The organism is Treponema sp. UBA7570 (assembly GCA_002477955.1).
Classification (GTDB): domain Bacteria; phylum Spirochaetota; class Spirochaetia; order Treponematales; family Treponemataceae; genus Treponema_D.
Genome location: DLLE01000030.1, coordinates 32,903 through 56,356, shown reverse-complemented (window position 1 = coordinate 56,356; position 23,454 = coordinate 32,903). Strand labels below are relative to the sequence as shown.

General features: G+C 38.1%; 20 protein-coding genes and 1 tRNA gene. 16 read left to right on the top strand and 5 right to left on the bottom strand.

Annotated elements, in window-relative coordinates:
• Positions 1–2,462: hypothetical protein (locus B4N75_RS03690; RefSeq protein ID WP_296706600.1), on the top strand; the 2,462-nt coding region annotated here is incomplete at its 5' end.
• 220 nt (positions 2,463–2,682) lie between these two features.
• Here B4N75_RS03690 and B4N75_RS03685 read toward each other — a convergent pair.
• Positions 2,683–3,510 (bottom strand): pyridoxamine kinase, encoded by an 828-nt coding sequence (locus B4N75_RS03685; protein WP_296669161.1) that lies wholly within the window; start codon positions 3,508–3,510, stop codon positions 2,683–2,685.
• A gap of 200 nt (positions 3,511–3,710) precedes the next feature.
• Here B4N75_RS03685 and B4N75_RS03680 point away from each other — a divergent pair, with 200 nt between their 5' ends.
• The 7 genes from B4N75_RS03680 to B4N75_RS03650 all read left to right on the top strand — a co-directional run bounded on the left by B4N75_RS03680 (position 3,711) and on the right by B4N75_RS03650 (position 10,300).
• The gene (locus B4N75_RS03680; RefSeq protein ID WP_296706598.1) at positions 3,711–4,484 is read left to right on the top strand and encodes a transporter substrate-binding domain-containing protein; all 774 of its coding nucleotides are present in this window, start codon (positions 3,711–3,713) and stop codon (positions 4,482–4,484) included.
• Positions 4,485–4,797: 313 nt separating this feature from the next.
• Positions 4,798–5,469: an amino acid ABC transporter permease gene (locus tag B4N75_RS03675; protein ID WP_296669164.1), complete on the top strand. Its 672-nt coding sequence runs from the start codon at positions 4,798–4,800 to the stop codon at positions 5,467–5,469.
• A gap of 31 nt (positions 5,470–5,500) precedes the next feature.
• On the top strand, positions 5,501–6,223 hold the full coding sequence (locus tag B4N75_RS03670) for an amino acid ABC transporter ATP-binding protein (protein WP_296017408.1): 723 nt from the start codon (positions 5,501–5,503) through the stop codon (positions 6,221–6,223).
• 29 nt (positions 6,224–6,252) lie between these two features.
• Positions 6,253–7,095, top strand: coding sequence for a phosphatase PAP2 family protein (locus B4N75_RS03665; RefSeq protein WP_296692473.1), 843 nt, complete (start codon positions 6,253–6,255; stop codon positions 7,093–7,095).
• Positions 7,095–7,991, top strand: a complete 897-nt coding sequence (locus B4N75_RS03660; protein WP_296706596.1) for an energy-coupling factor transporter transmembrane component T — start codon at positions 7,095–7,097, stop codon at positions 7,989–7,991. Before B4N75_RS03665 ends, B4N75_RS03660 begins: the two co-directional genes overlap by 1 nt.
• Positions 7,992–7,994: 3 nt before the next feature.
• Entirely contained in the window at positions 7,995–9,626 is a 1,632-nt protein-coding gene (locus B4N75_RS03655) for an ATP-binding cassette domain-containing protein (protein WP_296706594.1), read from the top strand.
• Positions 9,623–10,300, top strand: a complete 678-nt coding sequence (locus B4N75_RS03650) for an ECF transporter S component (protein ID WP_296667696.1) — start codon at positions 9,623–9,625, stop codon at positions 10,298–10,300. Before B4N75_RS03655 ends, B4N75_RS03650 begins: the two co-directional genes overlap by 4 nt.
• Here the strand turns inward: B4N75_RS03650 and B4N75_RS03645 are convergent.
• Both B4N75_RS03645 and B4N75_RS03640 read right to left on the bottom strand, forming a co-directional pair.
• A complete protein-coding gene (locus tag B4N75_RS03645) occupies positions 10,266–12,110 on the bottom strand; it encodes a TonB-dependent receptor domain-containing protein (RefSeq protein WP_296706592.1) in 1,845 nt (614 codons plus the stop codon). The genes B4N75_RS03650 and B4N75_RS03645 overlap by 35 nt on opposite strands.
• Before the next feature lie 74 nt (positions 12,111–12,184).
• Complete coding sequence (locus B4N75_RS03640) at positions 12,185–12,745, bottom strand: hypothetical protein (RefSeq protein WP_296667692.1); 561 nt, start codon at positions 12,743–12,745, stop codon at positions 12,185–12,187.
• A 376-nt stretch (positions 12,746–13,121) separates the two neighbouring features.
• Here B4N75_RS03640 and B4N75_RS03635 point away from each other — a divergent pair, with 376 nt between their 5' ends.
• The 5 genes from B4N75_RS03635 (at position 13,122) to B4N75_RS03615 (ending at position 19,308) form a co-directional block, all read left to right on the top strand.
• Entirely contained in the window at positions 13,122–14,147 is a 1,026-nt protein-coding gene (locus B4N75_RS03635) for a sugar kinase (protein WP_296017444.1), read from the top strand.
• 236 nt (positions 14,148–14,383) lie between these two features.
• Positions 14,384–14,830: a DUF3015 family protein gene (locus B4N75_RS03630; RefSeq protein WP_296667690.1), complete on the top strand. Its 447-nt coding sequence runs from the start codon at positions 14,384–14,386 to the stop codon at positions 14,828–14,830.
• A gap of 1 nt (position 14,831) precedes the next feature.
• A complete protein-coding gene (locus B4N75_RS03625) occupies positions 14,832–16,925 on the top strand; it encodes a DUF4105 domain-containing protein (protein ID WP_296706590.1) in 2,094 nt (697 codons plus the stop codon).
• Between the two features lie 52 nt (positions 16,926–16,977).
• Entirely contained in the window at positions 16,978–18,591 is a 1,614-nt protein-coding gene (locus tag B4N75_RS03620) for a sensor histidine kinase (RefSeq protein ID WP_296706589.1), read from the top strand.
• A complete protein-coding gene (locus B4N75_RS03615; protein ID WP_296017464.1) occupies positions 18,592–19,308 on the top strand; it encodes a response regulator transcription factor in 717 nt (238 codons plus the stop codon).
• Between the two features lie 15 nt (positions 19,309–19,323).
• Here B4N75_RS03615 and B4N75_RS03610 read toward each other — a convergent pair whose 3' ends face one another.
• Positions 19,324–20,421: a diguanylate cyclase domain-containing protein gene (locus B4N75_RS03610; protein WP_296667680.1), complete on the bottom strand. Its 1,098-nt coding sequence runs from the start codon at positions 20,419–20,421 to the stop codon at positions 19,324–19,326.
• Positions 20,422–20,441: 20 nt separating this feature from the next.
• Positions 20,442–20,512: transfer RNA gene (locus B4N75_RS03605), tRNA-Gly, on the bottom strand.
• 290 nt (positions 20,513–20,802) lie between these two features.
• Here B4N75_RS03605 and B4N75_RS03600 point away from each other — a divergent pair.
• From B4N75_RS03600 to pstA, 3 genes are all read left to right on the top strand, one after another.
• The gene (locus B4N75_RS03600; RefSeq protein WP_296017481.1) at positions 20,803–21,675 is read left to right on the top strand and encodes a substrate-binding domain-containing protein; all 873 of its coding nucleotides are present in this window, start codon (positions 20,803–20,805) and stop codon (positions 21,673–21,675) included.
• 121 nt (positions 21,676–21,796) lie between these two features.
• Complete coding sequence (gene pstC / locus B4N75_RS03595) at positions 21,797–22,642, top strand: phosphate ABC transporter permease subunit PstC (protein WP_296667678.1); 846 nt, start codon at positions 21,797–21,799, stop codon at positions 22,640–22,642.
• 33 nt (positions 22,643–22,675) lie between these two features.
• Positions 22,676–23,454 (top strand): phosphate ABC transporter permease PstA (pstA, locus tag B4N75_RS03590; RefSeq protein WP_296667676.1); only part of this gene is annotated, 779 nt, incomplete at its 3' end.

Below are 23,454 nucleotides of genomic sequence, written 5' to 3'. Positions count from 1 at the left end.
AAACAAAACCTGGCGTTTCTGGCGAAATATTCATAAACGGAACAAGTTTTGACGACACAAGAATCGGCGAGATTCATATTGTAAAGCCTAATGGAACTGTCGGTGGAGAGGGCGATGTAAATATCATCTGGAATGAAGACGGTGAATGGAAAACTTCTGAAGACGCTGAGATTTTGAGCGAAGAAGAACCAAGTCAAGACGGACACACGATTACTTGGCGTTACAAGATTGATATGACGCCTTATGGAATTGCAACTGACAAAAGCGTAAAAACTTATGTAGTTGATGCTCAGGCAAATACGCAGGATATTTCTTCTGAAAGCCAGCAAACGACCGGAGAAAAACCAACTTGCGTTTATAATATGGACTTTGTTCCGTACATAAAGAGCATTTATCCGGCAGTTTCCGGAAGCGCTAACCGCTCAAGACTTGGAAAATTCCCTGTACGCGCAGGCGAAGACATGGTTATTGAGGGAATGAACTTTGCGAAAGGCGCAAGCTTCACGGTCAACTTCTACAAGTCAAAGACAGACGCGGACGGAAAAAGTGTTGCCGGAAATATTATTTCTTCTGAAAGTCAGAGTGGAACAATTTTAACAGTCGGACAAATCACCGTAAAGGCACCTGAATATTCACGTTGGGTTGAAGTCGTAGTTGGCGGAGTTGCGACAAGAAACAACACGAACGAGAACAGCGGCTGCAACATCGAAGAAGGCTATGTCGCAGGCGCAGAGAACGAAGCAAAGAAAATAGATAACGGTCTGTCAAAAGCCAATAAAGCCGGAACAAATTTCTGGACCGACGACAGATACATCAGCGTCTGGAAAGTAGGAACGACGTTTGACGGAAGCATTAATCCTGCAAATGGTGTTGTGAAGAAGATTTCTTATAAAAACAGCGGAACTGCAACTGGTTCTACTACTACTGGCGATGAAGTTGGTGGAGGAGCATTCTATAACCAAGCTGGAACAAACTCTAACCTTAGAATAAGTAGCGGACAGCACGACAGATATTTTAGTGCATGGTCTTCTAACGATTTAAAGATTTATGGATATTTGAGTACAGTTGGAACTAAAGATAATGTAATTTCTAAAAACTCAGAAGCCTCATTCCAGGCTCCAGGCGTAGACCAAATGGATTATGTAATTGTAAATGGAATGCCGTATTACGTAATGCAGGATAACTTTATTGGTGGAGACAGTGCAAGTGTTTGGGGACCAGGACTTTTCCTTTCTCGCGAAGGAATGAATTTTGATATGTCAAAATTTCAAAAAGGAAACACAATAGAAGAATCAGACACATTTGCAATTATTGAACGGCAAGGTTCAAGCGGTGCAGCAGCAAAAAGAGATTCTTCTAGTGGATACGACTCTGTAATGTATCAGTTTAAAAATCCAAGAATTGCTGGTGTTTATGTTGGAAGTGAAACAATGAAATACGCAAATGCAAGCACCTCAGCAACTGGCGTAGATTACATTTATGTTTCCTATTATGACTCTTATGCCCGATGTCTTAAATTTGCAGGTTATAAGGTTGCTCATAATATTGATAAAGACAATATGACCGCGTTATATAAGTGGGGGAATGTAGCAGAATATTGCGGTATTAATCCTGTAGTTCATTCGGCTCCAAATAAGTCAAACGATTACAACTCTGTTACTGAATCTAACCATATGACTGATGGAAAAACTGTTGTTGCAGGTTATGACACAACCGTAAGTAATCCAACCAAATTCAAAGAAGAAGCTGGCGAATGGAATGACATAATGGTAGATAATACAAGTACTAGTCCAATACCAGTAATTATTTACTACAATAAAACAAACAAATGTCTTGAAATTGCTCGTGGAAAACAAAGTTTCCCGATCCATGATGGCAATGTTATAACACCTTCTGATAATGGAAAAGATAATACTAAAGGAGGCTGGGCTAAATCGACTATTAAACCAAATGGAACAGGTGATTTTGGTCGTTATGTAAGTGCGGCAATAGATGAAGCAGGAAATATTCATGCAGCGGCAGTAGATGCTTCAAAGAATAAGGTTTACTATTTGTATATTAAAAAATCTGGCGATTTTTATTCGCTTAATTCTTCCGCTGTAATTGGTACTTCAAGTGGTTGTTGGACAGATATTGAACTTACAAATGGAGGAATTTCAACAGGTGCAAAAACTACAACAGATGCAAAAACTGCAACAAGTGCGGTGAAACCTGTAATTTCATGGATAAACAAAGGATTGCTCGATTCAACAGAGGCTGTTCAAGTTTCTTGTCTTTCGGCTGATGACAGTGATGGAACTGTTTGGGAAACAATAACAGATCCTGCTGTATATGCTGCAAATGATCAGCGAACTTCGGTTATGGCTGATGTTTACGAAGGTAAAGATACGGCAAAATCTCCTGTTGCTGTCGGATTCAACTCCGATATGTTCGCCGTGGACTTCCTGCGCGGCGAGGAATAAATGCGGATTTTGGGAGAGACATTTTTTGCGTTAGCGATTGGAAGTGCGGCGCAGCCGTTCAAAAGCGGCGGTTGAGCCTGCGAAATCCCGCTTTTGAATGGAGTGGCGCGTATGCCACGGAACACTGGAAAGCGCGGCTCCGGACGGAACTTCAGTTTCCGGCCGGGGCAACGCCCATTTTGCTTCTGAAGTTTTTTATATGCGGGAATTTATTAAAACTTTATTTTTCAAGCGCTTTTACTAGATATGGAATTGCTTTTTCGAATTTTACGCCGTACCAGTGGTCTTTGTCGTCGATTGTGGCTTTTATGGATTCAACAACGTAATTTGCGGCAATTTTTGCTGATTCTAGCAGTGTTTTTCCGTTGCAAAGTGAACCTGCAAAAGACGAGGCAAAAACGTCGCCTGTGCCGTGCATTTGAACCGGCAATTTTTCTGTAAAATAATATTCAATAGAATTTCCGTCGTAAACTGCAACTCCAAGCTTGTCTTTTTCAAAACTTACGCCTGTAAGAACCACATTTTTCGCTCCGAGTTTTATAAGATCTCTGCAAATTTTTTCTATATACTCTTTTTCGTAGTTTTCGGAACGGTATTCAATTCCCAAAAGAAACGAAGCTTCTGTGATATTTGGAAGAATTACATCGGCGCCGTTGCAAAGTTCTGCCATTTTTTTTGGAAAATCTGCCGAAAATCCTGGATACATTTTTCCGTTGTCCGCCATAACCGGGTCTACGACAACAAGCGCATTTTTTCTGGAAGTTTCTTTTATGATTTTTTTGATAATTGGAATTTGCGCTTCTGAAACATAACCTGTATAAAATGCGCTAAAAGTTATATTTTCTTTTTTCCACTGGCTTAAAATATTTTCCATATCAAAGGTCAAATCGTTAAAAGTCCAGGATTTGAATGCTGTATGATTTGAAAGAACTGAACTTGGAAGAACCGCTGTTTCAATTCCACATGCCGAAATAACAGGAAGCGCAACCGTTAAAGAACACTGTCCCACGCACGAAATATCTTGAATTGTAAGAAGTCTCTGATCCATTGGAATTCTCCGTTTTTATAATGTTAATTTAATTTACATAAAATCAAAATTTATCCGTCTGTCTGTATTCTAAAAAAATCTTGTAAAATTTAAGTTAAGAAACTGTTAAATTGAAGAAAATTTATTTTGACGGGCTGTTTTTATATGTTTTATCAAAATGTGTAATATGTTATAATGGCAAAAATTATGGAGGACTTTTTATGAAAAAAGTTTTATTTGCGGTTTTAGCGGCTTCGGCTGTTTTTGCTTTGGCTGGCTGTAAAGAAAAGAAAAATGTTGTAATCAATTCTAAGGCTGATCTGGAAAATCTTTCGATTGGATGTCAGGCTGGTACAACTGGCGAAATTTATATTCAGGAAGATTTGCCAAACGCAAAATGCAATTCTTTCAAAAATGTAATAGACGCTTCGCTTTCTCTTAAAAACGGTGCAATCGATGCAATAATTATCGATGAACTGCCTGCTAAAGAAGTTTGCAAAAACAATTCTGATCTTACTATTCTTGATTTAGACCTTGTTACTGACGTTTACGCAATTGCTGTTCAGAAAGGAAACACAAAGCTTCTTAATTCTATCAACAAGACAATCGCTGATATGAAAACTGACGGAAGATACGAATCTCTCGTTGCTGATTTTATGCCTGCTGACGGAAAAATTAAAATTCCTGCTATCGAAGCAAAATCTGGCAGTGGAAAAATTATAATGGGCACAAATGCAGCTTTCCCTCCATTTGAATATGTTGAAGGTTCTAAGATTGTTGGTTTTGACGCTGCTATGGCTCAGTACATTGCAAATGATTATGGCAAAACTCTCGAAATCAGCGATATGGCTTTTGACGGTTTGATTGCCGCTCTTCAGTCTGGTTCGATTGACTTTATTGCTGCCGGAATGACAGCAACAGAAGAAAGAAGACAGAATGTTGATTTTTCTGAACCATATTACGAATCTAAACAGGTTGTAATCGTAAGAAAATAAAAATTTTCAAAAGTTTGAATTTTTACTTTTAATTGAATTTTATGTGTGGTCGTTGCGTTTTTTGTCGAAATGACCATGCTGTTTTATACGGTGGTTTGGACAGTTAAAAGTTCAGCCACCTGTTTTGTTATAACAATTTTGTAAAAACATGCTCTTAAATGGCAATCCTGCCGTTAAACTTTATTAGGAGGCATGATAAAAATTACATTCTTGTAATTTTTATCATTGCAGTTTGCTCAAACGTTGCTTTCTCAAACTGTGATTTCCGCCATCCGTGGCTCGCTGCTAACGCGAAGTTTTATAGGAGAAAAAAATGCTTCAAAAAATTTTAGAAATTATGTTCTCTCACGGCAGGTGGATGATGATTTTGCAGGGGTTGGGAACAACTCTTTTAATCGCCTTTTGCGCGGTTTTGATGGGAACAATCCTTGGCTGCATTTTTGCAATTTTTAAACTTTCTAATTCAAAAATTTTAAATGCGATTTCTAACGTTTATACGACTTTGATTCGCGGAATTCCAATGGCAACTCAGTTGATGATTTGTTATTTTGTTATTTTTTCGCCATTGGGAGTAAGAAATACTGTTTTGGTTGCAATAATTTCGTTTGGTGTAAATTCCGGGGCATATTGCACAGAAATTTTCAGAGCTGGAATAAACGGTGTAGATAAAGGTCAAATGGAAGCCGGACGTTCGCTTGGCTTGAACTGGGCACAGACTATGTTTGCAATCATTATTCCTCAGGCTTTTAAAACTATTTTGCCTACTTTTGCATCGGAATTCATTACTCTTATAAAAGAAACTTCGGTTGCAAGTTTTATTGCCGTAGTTGACCTTCAGAAAGCGTGCGACAATATTCGCAATGCAACTTACAACGCCTGGGTTCCGCTCCTTTCCTGCGCCCTGGTTTATCTTATTCTTACAGTTGGTCTTACAAAGATTTTTTCTGCAATCGAAACAAAAGTTGCCAAGTCTGAAAAAAAATAAAATTCCTTGAATTTTTTACTGGAGAAAATTGATGATTGAAATAAGAAACCTTGTTAAAAAATTTGGACAATTAACAGTTCTTGACGGAATTTCGGAAACTATAAATAAAGGCGAAAAAATTGTAATTATCGGACCGAGCGGCGGCGGTAAGTCGACTTTTTTGCGTTGCTTGAATTTACTGGAAACTCCGACTAGTGGAAGCATTATTTTTGAAGGAACAGACATTACCGGCAAAAAAACAGACATCAACAAAATCCGTCAAAAAATGGGAATGGTTTTTCAGCATTTTAACCTTTTTCCTCACAAAACCGTTTTGCAAAATTTGACTCTTGCTCCAGTTATGCTCAAAATTATGAAAATTGAAGAAGCGGAAGAAAAAGCATATTCGCTCTTAAAAAGAATTGGTCTTGCCGAAAAAGCACGCGCTTATCCATCAAGCCTTTCCGGAGGCCAGCAGCAGCGAATTGCAATTATCCGCTCGATTATGATGAATCCGGAAGTTATTCTTTTTGATGAGCCAACAAGCGCCCTTGATCCGGAAATGGTCGGCGAAGTTTTGTCACTTATGCGCAATCTTGCAGATGACGGAATGACGATGGTTTGTGTTACTCACGAAATGGGGTTTGCCCGCGAAGTTGCCCAGAGAATTTTTTTTATGGACGGTGGAAAAATTGCTGAACAGGGAAGTCCAGCTCAAATTTTTGACAGTCCTAAATCTGAACGCTTAAAGCAGTTTTTAAAAGCGGTTCTGTAAAATTTAAAATCTTAAAATTGTAAAAATTAGTGAAAAAAGCATTTCCTTTAAAAATCCTGATTTTCTGTTTTTGCTCACAATTTTTTGCGGATGCTGAAAATTTTATAAAGAATGTTCGTACATCGGAAAGCCCATTTTGCCTTTCTAAAAGTAAAGACGGAGCATTGCTTGGCGCTGGAATTTTTTTGTCCGGAGCGGATTTGTTTTTGGACAACGCTTTAAAAATCAATCGGCAGACGTTTGATGAAAGCCGCAGTTTTGAAAAAAAATCTGTAAACGGTTTTGACAGACTTTTTATGAACGATTACAATTTTTTGCTCGATAAAGTTGGCGGAAACATTTTTTTGTGTTCTGCAATGGCAAGTCCGATTTTTGTTTTTGGAAATTCTCAAAAAAGCGAATGGAAAACTGTCGGCTTAATGTATGCCGAAACTCTTTTAATCGCGAATGGAATTAAGGAGCTTGCAAAACTTTCAATAAACCGTTACCGGCCAATGTGCTATTTTGAAAGCGGCGATGCTTACGATTCGTACAAAGAAGACGGCGATTTTGCGAATTCTTTTCCGTCTGGACACTCAACAATGGCTTTTGCTGGAGCCGCTTTTTCGAGTTATGTTTTTTGGAAATATTTTCCTGAAAGCCCGTTGCGTTACGCTGTTTGCGCCGGAAGTTTTTCTTTTGCAGCTGCAACAGCCGTAAGCCGCGTTTTGTCCGGAAATCACTTTGTAAGCGATGTCGCGGTTGGAGCGCTGATCGGTTCTTGCACAGGATTTTTAGTTCCTTTTTTGCATCAGCCAAAAAAAACAGAAACAAACGAAAATATTCAGGTTGGAATTTTGCCGAACGGTTTTTTGATGAGGCTCAATTTTTGATGGAAGATTTATTCAATTCAAGAAAAACAAGAAATTTGCTTAAAAAAAAAGATTCAGTTTTTAAAAAATGCAAGCATCCGCTTGTCGATTTTTTGTGGTTTTTGGGCGTAATTTGTTTTTGTGTTGCAATCCGCCATCCTTTTTATTTGGGACTTTCGTTTTTTGCAGGAATTTTATTCAATATTCTTCAAAAAAACTGGCACGGCTTAAAACTGATAATTTTTTGTGTTCCAATTTTTATTTTTCTTTCTGCTCTAAATCCGCTCGTAAGCCATTGGGGAGAAACTGTCCTTTTTTTGATTTTTGGAAAACCTTTTACAAAAGAAGCGTTTATTTACGGCCTCAATATGGGGCTTGTTTTTTTAGTAATGTTTGAATGGTTTTTGTGCTTCGGCTGCGTAATGACCGTGGACAAATTCACTTATCTTTTTGCGCCGGTTTTTCCTTCTGTAAGCTTGATGATGGTGATGATTTTGCGGCTTGTTCCTTTTTGCATAAGGCGGGGGCGCGAAATTTTTGACGGTCGTTGTGCAATCGGATTAAAAAAATCGACTTTTAAGCAAAAATTTTCGGTTTTGAACGCGGTTATGAGTTCAATTTTGGAAGACGGCGTAATGACGGCTTTGAGCATGGAAAAACGCGGTTACGGAACAGCAAGGCGCACTAGTTTTTTGAATTATTGCTGGAGACTTTCAGATTTTTTTGAACTGTTTTTTTTGAGTTTTTGCGCTTTTTTTGTTGTCTGCGGAATAAAAAACGGAACCTGCGCGGTCAATTTTTATCCTGTAATAAATTTTTCAAAAATTTTTGCAAACCTTCAGTCGGCGGAAACTTTTTTTGCCTTTGCAGGATTTTTGTTTTTGCCAATGATTATTAAATTTTTTTCTGAGGATTAAAAAATGAATTATAAAATCAATTTTAATGGAACGGATTTTTTTATAAAAAAAGGGGATTTTGTTGTAGTTTGCGGAAAATCCGGCTCAGGAAAGACAACTTTTCTTCTTCAGCTCGAAAATGAGCTTAAAAAACTCGGTCAAAAAACCGGATTTGTTTTTCAGAATTTTGACTCTCAGCTTGTAACGGACAAAGTTTGGCACGAACTTGCATTTGCCCTCGAAAATACAGCGGTTCCAAGAAAAATTATGGAACGCCGGGTTGCGGAAATGGCGGCGTATTTTGGAATTTCTGACTGGCTTTGCTCAAAAACCGAAAATCTTTCTGGCGGACAAAAACAGCTTTTAAATCTTGCAAGCACAATGGCGTTAAACCCGGATTTTCTTTTGCTTGATGAGCCAACGAGCCAGCTTGACCCGATTGCAGCTTCAAATTTCTTAAACACCGTAAAAAAAATCAATAGTGAGTTTGGAACGACAGTTGTAATTTGCGAACATCGGCTGGAAGAACTTTTTGAAAAAGCCTGCAAAATTTTGTTTTTGGACAAAATGCAAATCCTTTTTGACGAAAAACCAGAAAATTTTTGTCAGAAAATTCTTGCCTGTCAAAAAAAAGATTTGATTGAATTTTTACCGACGGCTTCGAAAATCATTTCTCGTTTTGAAAAAAAGCCCGAAAAACTTCCGCTGAGTGTTGCCCAGGGACGCTCCTGGATTTTGGAATTTTTAGAAAAAGGCGGAAAACTTGAACCGGAAATTTTTAGCCTTTTGGAAGGCGATGAAAATTTAAAAAATGAAAAAAATCATCAATTTGATGAAAAAAACTGCCCTCAAAAATCAAAAAATCTTGTTAAAATAAAAAATTTGAGTTTTAGATACGAAAAAACTTTGCCATGGATTTTGCAGGAACTTGATTTTTGTATCGAAGAAGGAAAAATTTACGCGATTGCAGGAGCAAATGGCAGTGGAAAATCAACCTTGCTCAAAATTTTGTGTTCGCTTTTAAAAAGTTCCCGTGGAACCGTAAAAATTGAAAAAACTGCGCGCAATAAAATTTTTATGCTTCCTCAAAACGTGCGCAATATTTTTACAAAGCAAACTGTTCTGGAAGAACTTGAAGAATGTGGCTGGAAAAAAGACGGAAATTCTGTTTTGAACGAAAATGTTTCTTTGAGCGCGAAATTAGAATCGAAAAAAAATGATTTTGTGATGGAAAATTCAATTCTTCAAAACGCAATTTTTTCGCTTAAAGAAAATTTTTTGCATCATCCTTATGATTTGTCTGGCGGAGAAATGCAAAAACTTGCGCTTGCAAAAATTCTTCTTCAAAAACCAAAAATTCTTCTCTTGGATGAGCCGACAAAAGGTTTGGACAACGCGTTCAAAAAAGAATTCAGCCTGCTCTTAAAAAATTTGGCGCGCTCTGGAATTTCAATAGTTCTTGTTTGCCACGATCTGGAATTTTGTGCGTATACTGCGGATTTTACCGGGCTTATGTTTGAAGGGCGGATTTGCGGCTTAGAAAAAACTTCGGACTTTTTTGAAAAAAATATTTTTTACACAACGGCGCGCAACCGTCTTTTGCGCGGATTTGAAAATTCAACCGGCAAAAATTCTGAGGTGGAGGCGGAAAAATGAATTTTTGGCAAAGCGGCCAGGGTGTTGTGCTCGCCTTTTTAGTTTTGATAAATCTCGGTTTTTATTTTGCTTACGAACGCACCCGCCCTTCCAGCGGAGAACTTATTCTCGTTGCGGATTTATGCGCTTTTTGCATTGCGCTCCGTTCAATTTTTAGTTTTGTTCCATATTTTAATCCTGTCATGGCAATAATCTGTCTGAGCGGAATTGCTCTTGGCAGTTTGCGCGGTTTTTTGATTGGCTCGCTTTCCGCGCTTTTGTCGAATTTTATTTTTGGGCAAGGTCCGTGGACTTTGTACCAGATGACTTCATGGGGAATTTTTGGCGCAATTTTTGGCTTTGTTCGGCGCTTTCGGTTTGGACGCAACAAAATTCTTCAAAAAAACAAGGCCGTAAATTTTGGAATTTTGGATTATTGCGTTTTTTGTATTTCATCATTTTTGGTGATTATTTTTATAACTGGACCGATTGCGGATTTGAGCAGCGTTTTTATGTTTGGAATCGACAACGTAAAATCACTTTTTGTTATGCTTGCAGGCGGTTTTGTTTTTAACCTTGGTTTGGCATTGAGCACTGTCGTTACGATATTGTTTTTTTCTAAGCCGTTTTTGTCTGCCTTAAACCGCGTAATTTTTCGGCTCAACGTAAATTTGCTTTTTCATTCTCAGTTTTGATTTTGCAGCCAATCGTGAGCGAAGTTCCTGGCATTGGATAATTTTCGACCGACTGATAGCGTTCATTCAAAATATTGTCCGCCTTAAAATAGATAAGAATTTTTTTCCAGAATTTTAAATTCAGGTTAAGGTTGAGCAGAGTGTACGGTTCAAGAAAAGTTATATTCATATTCGATTTATAGCGTTTTCCTGTGTATTGCGCCGAGACCGAAAAGTCAAATTTTTTTAAATCGACAATTGCCTGCGCAGTTCCTGTAAAATCCGGAGTCCACATTATTCTTTTTTTGTAGGTGAGCTCGTTGGATTTATCCAAAAGCTCGTTGTAAAGATATTCGCCGCTGGCTTTTAAAGTCAAAATTCCGTCAAAAAAAGTTTTTTGCGCGTTAAAATCAACTCCAAAATAGAATGCGCTGTTTACATTTTGAGTAGTTCCGCCGCTCCAAGTGATTTTTTTTTCGTAAAAATTTGAAAAAAACTGGATAGAAGAAGGCAAAATTTTATTTTTAAGGTTGAACGTCAAATCCGCTCCCCAGCCTTGTTCTGGTTTTAAATCTGGATTTCCGTGGTAACCCGAACCTTCCCAATAAAGATCGTCCATATTCGGAAACTGAACCATTCTGTAGCCGTCGAGCAAGATTTCGATTTTTGAAAATTTAGCAGCAAATCCAATTTTTGGAATAAAAGCAAGATTTTTTCCGCAGAATTTTATCGCAATCGGAACGGTCATTGAGAAAAAACTGTTGAAATAGAGTTTTGAAGTTTCTTTAAAAACTCCAGACGGCTGAAAATGAATTCCAGAATTTGTTGAATTTAAATGCGTAAGGTCAAACGAAACAGCCGCGCTCTGAGCAAAAATTCCGCATCTGTAAAAATCCGCCGCGACAGAACCTTTAAAATCGTTGATTTTGTGCCTGCTTGGACCATAATTGTCCTTGTATTTTCTGTCGTTGCGCAAGTATGCGAGGTTTGAAGTCAGGTTCATTTTTCCAAAAAGGCCCGGAGAAAACGACGAAAGCGTAAAATTTACGTTAAAGTCCTTTTGCTTTCCTTGATTTGTCGAATATTCAACGCCTGGAGTTTCTTTGTCGCCGGAATAAACAGAAGAAGCCGCGGTAATCCTGCTTCCGTTGTGCCAGTGCGTAAAGCGAATGTCGCCATTGCCGTCTTTAACAGAAGAATTTTCGCGTTCCTTAAAGGAATTTTGAGAAGTTTTATAAATGTAAGAATTTTTTGCAAAACCGCCTTTTGCGCTTACCGAAAGAAAAGAATTTTCCGACAAGACCGCAGAATATGCGATTTTTTGAATTACCGTGTCGAGCGGAAAATTCTGGTTAAAAAAGGATTTTAGGGCAGTGTCCGACGAAAATTGCCGTCCAAAAGCATGCTTTTTTGTGGTGATGTAAATTGCGCCGCCAACAGAACCTTCATCTTCCGTTCCTTCCGTAAAACCGCCGCGCACAATTTCGATTTTTTCGACGTCAGCAACATTTATCGAAGAAAAATCAAAAGTGCCGGTTTGAGCGTTGTTCATGCACAGCCCGTCAATCACAACACGAACCGTTTCGTCCGTAAAACCGCGGATCGAAGGCTTGCTTTCCAGCCCGTAAGCGCCGTAATCAAGGCTCTGAATCCCAGCCTGACGCACAACAGCAGAAAGATCCTCTGCATGAAGCTTTTCAATGTCTTCCTTAGAAAAAACAATCCGCTGCTCAACAACCGGCGCCGAAACATAAGTGACGATTTCCGGAAGCGAAATTTCCGGTTCTGAATCAGAAATAGAGGAGGGGAAAGCCTTCCCCTGCGCGTCCACTTCGTTGGCCGCTACCCCATCTCCTAGGGGCTCCGCCCCTAAAACCCCGGTTGCAAGAAATAAAAACAGAAAACCTACTGTTTTACGCATTCGCTGTAAGTAGTAAAATATCCGTTGGCAATAGTAAAAGTAGAAATTGCTTCTTCGAGAGTTTCGGCCGAAATTTTTCCAGAAGCGTTATATGCACCGGAAAGCGAAACTGAAGAAGCTGTTAATTCTTTAAATGCAATTGCGTACCATTTGCCGACATCTGGAGCGGTCTCAGAATAAGAATAGTCAGAATTCATTGCACGAGTGTATTTTATATAGATATAACCTGAAGTTGCTGCGTCATTTGTGTAAGAAACTACGAGATTATTTCCTGCGTATGAGTTGTAAGTGCTTGTTGTGCCATTATAACTATATGTACCGCTATTATCGAATGTGCTGGATGTAATCCTGTATACATCCGTTCCGCCTGAATAAGAATTTACCCAAGTTCCAATTAAAGCAGAATTGTCTGAGAGTTCATAAACTCCGTCTGGAAGTCCATTATCATCGTCTTCCTGCTGACAAGACATAAAACCAAAAGAAACAAAAAGAAGTGCGCACAAAACAGCAAGTGCACGGTCAAAAACAAAGCGTGTGCTTTTCATAAAAATTTCTCCTTGACTCCAGAGTGTTGCGTAGAGCCGGATTTGTAAAATCGCCTTAAAAAAAAGACGGTAAAAAACAGGTATTCGGACTTAAAAGGCAAGTACAGTTAAAAACAACCATTTAAATGCCAGTCTTACCGTTCCGCGTCGAGCCTGTGAATTGCACACAGTTCCCCTGTATTTTGCAGAGAGAATTTAGCAGATTTAAAAAAAAGTGTCAGCAAAAACAAATAATATTGCATTTAAACGCTTTGTTTTAGAAATGTAAATTTTTCTCTAATTCTTCCAATTGATAGTTTTGCTTATATTTGATATATTCTATATCTAAAATTAGCGGTTTTATTCCGTAAAAATATTTTTTAGGAGACACACAAAAATGGCAAAAGTAGTAACTTTTGGTGAATTGATGCTTCGCATCCAGCCTGCTGACTATTATCGTTTCGTTCAGGTTGACTCAATGACAACAACTTTCGGCGGCGGAGAAGCAAACGTAGCAGTTTCTTTGGCAAACTACGGTGATGACGCTTACTTTGTATCAAAACTTCCTACACACGAGATTGGACAGGCTGCTGTAAACTCTCTCCGCAAATACGGAGTTCACACAGAATATATCGTTCGCGGCGGTCCACGTGTTGGTATCTACTACAACGAGAAAGGAGCTTCACAGCGCGGCTCAAAATGCGTTTACGACCGTGCAGGCTCTTCAATCCAGCTTGCTAAGCCGGAAGAATTCGACTGGAACAAAATCCTTGAAGGAGCTTCTTGGTTCCACATCACAGGAATCACTCCAGCTCTCGGACCAAACATGGTTCAGGCTTGTATCGAAGGATGCAAGGCAGCTCACGAGAAGGGAATCACAACTTCTTGCGACCTCAACTACCGCGGAAAGCTTTGGACAAAAGACGAAGCGCGCAAAGCGATGACAGAAATCTGCAAGTACGTTGATGTTTGTATCTCTAACGAGGACGACGCAAACGACGTGTTCGGAATCAAGTCTGAAGGAACAGACACAACTAAGGGCGAATTGAACAACGAAGGATACCTTTCAGTTGCTCGCCAGCTCAAAGAGAAATTCAACTTTAAGAAAGTTGCAATCACTCTCCGCACATCAATCAACGCTAACCGCAACTTGTGGCAGGCTCTTCTCTATGTTGATGACAAAGACTACGCTTTCTCTAAGCAGTACGACATGAACATCGTTGACCGCGTTGGCGGCGGCGACTCATTCGGCGGCGGACTTATCCACTCTCAGCTCAAGGGAATGAACACACAGGATTCTATCAACTGGGCAGTTGCAGCATCTTGCTTGAAGCACTCAATCATCGGAGACTACAACATGGTTTCTGAGGACGAAGTAAACAAGCTCGCAGGCGGCGACGGTTCTGGAAGAATTCAGAGATAAGTTTTCTAAAGAAAACTGATCTTAACGAGAAACTGCTTTTCAGTTTCTTGAAAAAAATAATTTTCGGGCGTTTTGCTTGCCGAAATGTCCTTTATAAGGGCGGCTTTCCTTAATAAAACCGCCCTTTTTTATTTTGTTTTAGATTTTTTTTAGTTTTTTCTAATAGTATTTGTTTAGTTGTTAAACAAAAAAATCTAGTGAGATTTTTTAAGTAGAAAAAACATAGGAGGTTTTTTATGTTAAGAAAAAAGATTGCTGCTTTGGTTGCTGCTGGAATGTTGGTTCTTTCTTCTTCGGCTTTTGCAACAAACGTAGGTCCTGGTCTTGGTTATGTTCTCATTGGAGATAAATCTGGTCCAGTTTATGATCTTCTCGCTTCATGGCTCAACAACTGGTTTTGGTGGAACCAGGCGTTTGCTATCACATTCGGAACTTCTGGATATGACCAAGGTCTTGTTGGAATGACAGAAACAAATCAGTTCGTAGCAGACAACATGGACGCTCTTGCATCAGACATTGCTAAGGGTGAAGGCGAATACATCGACACTCTTTCAACTATGCTCAATGTTTCTGACTCAGTTGCTTTCAAAGCTGCTCTTCAGAACAATTTTGATGAAATCTTCACTTCTGCAGATGTTTCTGCTGAAGAAGTTACAAGCAAAATTTATTCTTTTGTAAGCTAAGTTGATTTTTTCAATCAGCAAGGTAAGGTACGGTCGTAAAGCCGTACCTTATTTGTTTATAGGCATTTTTTCTCTTTTTTTTATTTTTTCTGCATTTTCGGAAGTTAATATAGAGAATGGCATTGGAGAAAGTTTTTTTTTAAATTTCGGACAGAAGACTGGTGTTGAAGAGAGTTTTTCTGTAGAGAATCTAATCGGGCAAAAAAAATCGATTGATGTTGAAGAAGTAATCCAAAAGGCACAAGACTTAAAACTTTGGGAAGAACCTTATTGGCGCACTTTGGTTCATTATAAGCCTTCATTTTTTGGACATTATAAAAGCCTTGTTGACGATCCAGAATTTTTTTGCGCAAAAAATGGAAAAACTAATCCGCGCGCTGAACTTATAGCGACAGTCCGCGCATTTTTTGAAGAAAAAATTGAAATTTCTGAAGAAACTAAAGAAGAAATAAACTCTGAAAATCAAAAAGAAACTGACGGCTCAGAAAAAAATACAAAAATTAAAAAACACGCAATTGAACGTTTTCCGGGACGTTACAGATGGATTTGCGAAAAACTTGGGCTTAAAAATAGCGATTTTCCTTATGACGGAGATGCCGCTTATCAGGCGCTTTTTGCAAAATTAAATCCGGGCGATATTTATCTGGTTTTTCCGGCAGGATATTTAAAAAGACCGGCCTCGGTTTTTGGACACACTTTTCTTTTGGTCGAAACAAAAGGACGTCCTCGCCTTACTGCAAATTCTATAAATTACGGCGCTGTAACGAGTATGACTGGCGGTCCGCTTTATGCAATCTTGGGACTTGTAGGCGGTTTTCACGGATATTATGGTTTTGAAGCATATTACGAAAAAATCAAACAGTATTCTGATATGGATATGCGCGATATGTGGGAATACCGGCTCAATCTGACAGATGACGAAAAAGATAGAATGCTTCGCCATGTTTTTGACTTGGCAGGAATTTATTCAAGATATTATTTTACTGGCGAAAACTGCTCTTACAACCTGCTTTTTTTGATAGAAGCGGCTCGCCCTTCGACAAAAGTGACCGAATTGATTGGCGGCGTTGTAGAACCTGTCGAAACTGTAAAATTGGTTTACGAATCTGGCCTTGCGGATAAAGTTGAATACAGACCGTCGGTTTATTCAAAAATAGAAAATGAAAAGGCACTTTTGACAAAAAAAGAACAAAAATTTGCAAAAAAACTTTGTCTTGGAAAAACAACTGCGGAAGATTTTCCTTTTAAGGATATTTCGCCTGAAAAACAGGCCGCAATCTGGGAGCTTTGCGCAGATTATCTGAATGTTCTTCTTCATTCAAATAAAATATCTTCGGATGAATACAGACCCCGCTATCTTTCTGTTTTGTCTGCCAGACGCAAGCTTGGAAAACTTAATCCGCCGGAATTTTCGGTTCCTGCGCATCCGGAAGAAGCGCATGGTTCTAAAAAAATTGCTTTTGCCGGCGGATACGACAAAAAAGGTGGCTTTATCGGGACAAATTTCCGTCTGACCGCGCATGAGCAGCTTGAGCGTTCGGCTGGATATTCTGAGAACTCGGAGCTTGCCTTTGCAATGGTTGATTTGCGGTATAATTTTTCTAGAAACGAATTTTATCTTCAAAAAGCAGATTTGCTTTCGATAATTTCGCTTCCGACAAGCGATTTATTTTTCTTTAACGGTGCTTCGCAGCTTTTGACCGGGGTTGAAAAAAATCTTGACAAAGACGGTTCTGAAAATTTTGCCTGGCGCTTAAAAACTTTGTACGGTTTTAGTATTCGTCCAATTTCTAGAGTTCAACTTTATGCTTTGGCCGGAATCGACTGTTATTTTTCTCCGTCGTACAGTTACGGAACGGAACTTTTTGCTGGCGGAGAAACAGGTTTTATTGCCGGAATTGATATTTTTAGAACCAAAATTTATGCGGACTTTATGCTGAATGTTTTTGATACCGAATATTTGCGTTCAAAATTTGGAATTGAAACCTGCCTGTCTGTTTCCAAAAACGCGTCTTTTAAGGGCGGCTATTCTTTTTTGCGCAATTATAAAAAAAACTGGCACGAATGGAATATTTCATTCAATCTATTTTTTTAAGGCGCAATGGTAATTTTTGAAAAATAAATGTATATTTTACGGAGGGAAACGAATGAAAAAAAATCTCTCGATACTAATCAGCGTATTTTCTGTAATTCTTCTTATTTTTCTTTTTTTTTGGCATGAATTTAAAAGCGAATATTTTGAAATTGTCTTTTACAGCGTAGTGTGCATAGAAATTTTGATTACAGTTTTGGGTTTTATGCTCAATTCAATTTTTGAAGAAAAAGAAAACAAAGCTGATTCTTTGCAGGATTTTTTTTCTGACACTCTCGAAGACGAAAAATCGGCAGTTAAAAAAACTGAAGACGAAAAAAACGAATCTTACGAAACTGTCTTGTCCGAAATTTCAAAGCCTTTGCAGACAATTCAGGCAATGTCTGGAATTCTTTCTGAGCCGCTTGACGAAAATTCTCAAATTTCTGCTGCCAGACTTATTACAAAAAACATTCATCTTATAAAAGACATAATTGGTCAAAAAACTTATAGCGATAATCAAAAAATTTCAGAAAAAGATATTTTGCTTCAGCTTGTGAAAAATGTTCCTGTAAAAAAAGATGTCGAACCTAGAATTTCTATTGGAATTTATGGAGATGTAAATTCTTACAATCTGACTTTGAGGCTTGTTTTGCAGTCTTATGGTTTTTTTGTGCGAATTTTGGAGCGTTCTCAAAAAGCGCTTTTTGCAATCGAAGACGATCTTATTCAAATGCTGATAATTTCGCCGGAATCGGAAAATGACGAGGCTTTTTATCTTTGCAAGACAATTCGGAAAAAATATGCGGTTCTTGAGTTTCCAGTTTTGATGCTTGTGAACAAATACAATTCTTATCTTATGGAAAAAAATTTTGAAGGCCAGATAAATGATTTTCTTGTGAGGCCGTTTGATATTTCGGCATTGCTTGGACGAATTCGGATTCTCGAAAATTACAGAAATCTTTGGCTTGAAAAACAGGAGCTTTTAAAAAGCGAAAAAGAAAAAAGCACTTTTTTGTATTTTGTAACGCACAACGTAAATACGCCGCTCACGGTTTTATTGAATGAAATTCAAAAATTGCAGAAAATGGCAAAAGACGAAAAAAGCGAGAGGCTTCTGTCAGAAATTCAAAGTATTTGCGATTGCGCCGGCCAGATAAACATAATTATTCAGAATGTTTTGAATTCTTACAGAATTTCAGACGGACGTTATCTTGTAAATCCAAAAATTATAAATCTTGAAGAATTTCTTTTAGAAGAAAACAAATTTTTGATTCAAAAAGCCAAACGAAAAAATCAAGCTTTTGTATTTGAATGTAATTTTCAAAATCCGCGCATTTTTTGTGACGAAAACAGTTTAAAAGGAATTTATGTAAATCTTGTAGACAATGCGATAAAATATACTTTTCCAGAAGGAAATATAAAAGTTAGAATCGATGCAAGCGAAGAAAATACTTTTTTGCGTGTAATTGATGATGGAGTTGGAATTCCTGAAGAAAAAAGGCCGGTTCTATTTAATCGTTTTGCGGGAATTGGTTCAAAACACGGAAAAAATGAGCAGTCTGTCGGGCTTGGGCTTTATGTTGTAAATGAAATTTGCAAATTGAACGGGCTTGAGCTTGAATATGCGGAAAATTCTGAAGCAGTGAGCGGCAGTATTTTTACTGTGATTTTTAAGAGGCTTGGTTGAATGGACGAAAAAGAAATTATAATGGTAGTTGAAGATTCTGAGTCGCTGAATAATTTTATTGCCAAAAATCTTGTTGAGCAGGGATTTGAAGTAATTCAATGTTTTAACGCAAAAGACGCATACAGAAAACTTTCAAAAAATTTTATAAGCCTTGTAATTTTGGATTTAAATCTTGGAGATGACATTGGAGGAATGAGAGTTTTACATTCGATTCGGCTTCAAGACAAAATTCTTCCAGTTATGATTGTCTCTTCGATAAATACCGAAAAAAGCAAGGTTGAAGGTTTTAGAGAAGGTTGTGACGATTATATTACAAAGCCTTTTTATATTGAAGAATTGATTTTGCGAATAAAAAGAATGCTTGAAAAATCTTCGCTAATTGGTTTTAACAAAAATACACTCGAAACGATTTATGCCAATGGAATTTTTGAACTTGATTTGAATTCTTTTACGGTTTGTAAAAATGGAAAGAAAATTCCAATGCGAAAAAAACAGTTCGATATGATGCTTTATTTTATCCGAAATTCAAATAAAATCCTGTCGTTCGAGGCGATTTATCAAAACGTTTGGAATGAGCCTATTCCGGACGAAAAAACTCTCGAAAGCAACATTTACGTAAATATCCGGACTTTGCGCAATCTAATAGAGGACGACAAAAAAAATCCTCGCCACATAGTTTCTGTGAGCAAATGTGGTTATATTTTTGTGCCAGAATAAAGCAAAAATTGATTTTTAGCTCAAATATTCCGGACGTTTTTTTATGAATTCGCGTTTTTTTATGTCTGTCAGCGATAAAATTTTGTCTAAATCGGAATTTTTCGAAATTTTTGCGTAACCTAGAGTAACAAGAGGCATTTCTTTAAAATCGAAACTTTCTTTTATAAATTCGATAAAAAATTTGCGGTTGAGCTCGTCAAAATTGAGCGTCATGTCGCTTATTGTCGCTAAAAATTCTTCACTTCCGATTCTGTAGCACTGACCGTATTTTTTGAAAAATTTATTGAAAATTTTTGAAACAGTCACAATAATCCTGTCGATTTCTTTGCGTGAATAATTTAGTTTAAGTTTTGCAAAATTGTCAATTTCTGCAACAACAATGCAGTGGTCTTTTTTTTGGCGGCAGAGCCATTTTTTTAAATTTCCGTAATTTAAAAGACAGGTTTGGACGTCTAACTGCTGGTAAAGAGTTGTGTGATAGATGTAATAAGTCAGGAGGGAAATGTTTATTGTAAGCCACGTAATTTGAATTTCGGGATAAAAAAATTGAACGATGCTTCCAAAAAAAACAAGCAAAAAGTTAAGAAGCAGTACAATTCCGTTATTTTTCCAAAAACGCATAGAAAGCCGGATGTTTGTGAGCAAAAAATAAAAAAGACTGAGCATGTAAAAAACTACGTAAACAAAAAAGCCCTTTGCCCTTGAATAATGATTTTCTTTATCAACGTAAAAAACGCTGTATTTTGGAGTTGCAATCAGCGAAACAAGAAGCCAGAGCGAATAAATTGCGCATAAAAGAACCATTGGATTTATTTTAAAACGATTTTCGCCAATGTGTGGAAAAAGTGCCTTGCTCAAAGAAACGTAGACGGCTGGAGTAAGGCTAAAACCGATATAATTTGAAGCAATATGGAAAAATTTGAATTTTGGCGGAGTGTTGTTAAAAATTATCGTGAGCACTTCCATAATGCAGATTAAAAAAACAATTGCGCCTGTTGTCTGAAATTTATTTTTTTGATAAGTGCTGATTATAGAATTCCCGGAAACCAAAACAAAAAGAATTACAAGGGAAAAAATATTTATGCAGGTGATTGTCGAAAAATAAGGAGACACGAACTCTTTACTCCAAAATGAGCAGATGACGGGAGTCGAACCCGCGCGCCAACCTTGGGAAGGTCGTATACTACCGTTATATTACATCTGCAAATCTGACTTTAAATATAATAGATAAAACACTAAAAAACAATATTTCTAAAAAAAATCTAAAAAATTACAGATGCACTTGATTTTTTTTATGCAATTTTTAGCCCGGACATTAGCCAAGCCGCAGGCTGTGCGAAGCACCGCGCGTGAGCAAGTGGCGGTTGGCCGGATTGAGAGAAAAATGCGCTCCAAAAAATTTAACCGAATTTTAACAATTTTATAGCACAATTTTTACAGCGCAGACTTAAATTGCTTATTGTAAATTAGATTTTCATACAGGAGGTTTTTACTATGAAAATTAATAAGATTGCAGTTTTGGCAGTTGCTGGTTTGGCTCTTTTTGGTTCAGATTTGTGGGCTTGGCCATGGGGAAAGAAAGATGGAAAAATTAAGGATTCGATTACTGTAATTTCTCGTGAGGCTGGCTCTGGAACCCGCGGAGCTTTTGTTGAACTTTTTGGTGTCGAAGCTAAAAATGCTCAAGGCAAAAAAGTTGATATGACAGTTGATTCCGCTGATATTACAAACAGTACAGAAGTTGTAATTACTTCTGTTTCTGGAAATCCTTCTTCAATCGGATATATTTCCCTCGGTTCTTTGAATAGCACTGTAAAGGCTTTGGAAATTGACGGTGCAGTTGCTTCTGTTGCAAATATCAAAAATGGCTCATACAAAGTTAGCCGTCCTTTTAACATTGTAACAAAAGACGGTCTTTCTCCTGCCGCGAGCGAATTTAAGAGATTTATTCTTTCTGCTGATGGCCAGGCAATTGTAGAAAAGAAAGGCTACATTGCTGTTGCTAAAAATCAGCCATATCTTGCAAATGTAAAATCTGGAAAAGTTACAGTTGCTGGTTCTTCTTCGGTTTTCCCTGTTATGGAAAAACTTGCTGAAGCATTCAAAGAAGTAAACCCTGGAATCGTTGTTGAAGTTTCTCAGAGTGATTCTACAACAGGTGTAAACAGTGCAATTCAGGGTGTTTGCGATATTGGTATGGCTAGCCGTGACCTTAAAGCAAGCGAAACTGGCGTAAATGCTGACAAAATCGCAATCGACGGTATTGCAGTTGTAGTAAACAAGAAGAATCCTGCAAATGGTCTTACAAAAGAACAGGTTCGCAAAATCTTTGTAGGCGAAATTACAAAGTGGAGCGAAGTAAAGTAGTTTTTGGTTGGTAAAAAAGGCGGACTGTCAAAAAAAGTGATGTGAATGCTTAAAAACGGAGCATGCGTGATTTTTGAGGGCAGTCCAGTTTTTTAGTTCTTGAATTGTTGAAGGAAATATTTTGAAAACAAAATTAGAATCGACAATGAAATTGATTTTTTTGCTTGCGGCGAGCGTGAGTGTTGCGGCGGTTGCATTGATTTGTTTTTTTATGTTTGCAAATGGCGTGCCGGCAATGCAGAAAATTGGTTTTGGAAACTTTTTGCTTGGAATGAAATGGAAGCCTGAGATTGATTTGTACGGAATTTTTCCAATGATTGTTGGAAGCCTTGTCGTAACATTCGGTGCAATTATTCTTGGCGTTCCATTTGGAATTATGACGGCGATTTATATGGCTCGTTTTTGTCCTGCAAAGTTTTATCCTGTTATGAAGCACGGTGTAAATCTTTTGGCTGGAATTCCTTCTGTCGTATACGGATTTTTTGGTTTGACGGCTATTGTGCCGGTAATCCGTTCAGTTTTTGGAGGAAGCGGAACTAGTATTCTTGCTGCTTCGATTGTGCTTGCAATAATGATTCTTCCGACGATTATAAGCGTTAGCGAAACTTCTTTGAGGGCTGTTCCTGAGCTTTATTACGAAGGCTCTCTTGCTTTGGGCGCCTGTAAGGAGCGAAGCGTATTTTTTGCTGAGCTTCCTGCCGCAAAATCTGGAATTATTGCGGGAATTATTCTTGGAGTTGGACGTGCGGTCGGCGAAACTATGGCTGTAATTATGGTTGCCGGAAATCAGGCGGTTATGCCTCGCGGACTTGTAAAAGGAATCCGCACTTTAACGGCAAATATTGTTCTTGAAATGGGATATGCCGCCGGACTTCACCGTGAAGCATTGATTGCAACTTCGGTTGTTTTATTCTTTTTTATTTTGATTATAAATTTTGTATTTATGATAACAAAGAAAAAGGCGTAAAAATAGCAGTTAGCAGTTTTTGGAGGAATTGATATGAATCAGACAAAACAATCTGCAATTTTTCGGTTTATTTTAAGAACTTGCGCATTTGTTACTTTTGCAATTATTGCAGGTCTTGTGATTTATATTTTTGCAAAAGGCGCGATGTATATAAATCCGTCGCTTTTTTCTTTGCATTACACGAGCGAAAATGCCTCTCTCTTTCCGGCATTGGTAAACACTGCGATTGTGCTGGTTGTTTCGCTTGTTATGGCAGTTCCGGTTGGTGTTGGAGCGGCGATTTATTTGGCAGAATATGCAAAAGCCGGAAACCGTTTTGTCCGTGTGATTAGAATTACGGCGGAAACTCTTACAGGAATTCCGTCGATTGTTTACGGTTTGTTTGGACTTTTGCTTTTTGTAACTGCGTTGAAATGGCAGTTTTCGCTTTTGGCAGGCTGCTGCACTTTGGCAATTATGATTTTGCCAGTAATAATGAGAACTTCTGAAGAAGCCTTGCTTTCTGTTCCAATGACGTACAGAGAAGCAAGTTTTGGTCTTGGCGCTGGAAAACTGCGCACTGTATTTAAGATTGTCCTGCCGGTTGCAGTTCCTGGAATTGTAAATGGAATTGTTTTGAGCGTAGGAAGAATAATTGGAGAAACTGCGGCGCTTTTGTATACGGCAGGAACTGTAGCCCATATTCCGAACAATTTAATGGGAAGCGGCCGAACTCTTGCAGTTCATTTGTATTCGCTGTGGTGCGAAGGTTTGCGGACAGAGCAGGCGTATGCGACTGCGGTTGTGCTCGTTCTGTTTGTAGTTGTGCTGAA

What these genes read in the sequence shown, in the direction of transcription:
- B4N75_RS03685 (WP_296669161.1), bottom strand. Translation starts at nt 3,510, where the DNA reads ATGGATCAGAGACTTCTTACAATTCAAGATATTTCGTGCGTGGGACAG.
- B4N75_RS03680 (WP_296706598.1), top strand. Translation starts at nt 3,711, where the DNA reads ATGAAAAAAGTTTTATTTGCGGTTTTAGCGGCTTCGGCTGTTTTTGCT.
- B4N75_RS03675 (WP_296669164.1), top strand. Translation starts at nt 4,798, where the DNA reads ATGCTTCAAAAAATTTTAGAAATTATGTTCTCTCACGGCAGGTGGATG.
- B4N75_RS03670 (WP_296017408.1), top strand. Translation starts at nt 5,501, where the DNA reads ATGATTGAAATAAGAAACCTTGTTAAAAAATTTGGACAATTAACAGTT.
- B4N75_RS03660 (WP_296706596.1), top strand. Translation starts at nt 7,095, where the DNA reads ATGGAAGATTTATTCAATTCAAGAAAAACAAGAAATTTGCTTAAAAAA.
- B4N75_RS03655 (WP_296706594.1), top strand. Translation starts at nt 7,995, where the DNA reads ATGAATTATAAAATCAATTTTAATGGAACGGATTTTTTTATAAAAAAA.
- B4N75_RS03650 (WP_296667696.1), top strand. Translation starts at nt 9,623, where the DNA reads ATGAATTTTTGGCAAAGCGGCCAGGGTGTTGTGCTCGCCTTTTTAGTT.
- B4N75_RS03640 (WP_296667692.1), bottom strand. Translation starts at nt 12,745, where the DNA reads ATGAAAAGCACACGCTTTGTTTTTGACCGTGCACTTGCTGTTTTGTGC.
- B4N75_RS03635 (WP_296017444.1), top strand. Translation starts at nt 13,122, where the DNA reads ATGGCAAAAGTAGTAACTTTTGGTGAATTGATGCTTCGCATCCAGCCT.
- B4N75_RS03630 (WP_296667690.1), top strand. Translation starts at nt 14,384, where the DNA reads ATGTTAAGAAAAAAGATTGCTGCTTTGGTTGCTGCTGGAATGTTGGTT.
- B4N75_RS03620 (WP_296706589.1), top strand. Translation starts at nt 16,978, where the DNA reads ATGAAAAAAAATCTCTCGATACTAATCAGCGTATTTTCTGTAATTCTT.
- B4N75_RS03615 (WP_296017464.1), top strand. Translation starts at nt 18,592, where the DNA reads ATGGACGAAAAAGAAATTATAATGGTAGTTGAAGATTCTGAGTCGCTG.
- B4N75_RS03600 (WP_296017481.1), top strand. Translation starts at nt 20,803, where the DNA reads ATGAAAATTAATAAGATTGCAGTTTTGGCAGTTGCTGGTTTGGCTCTT.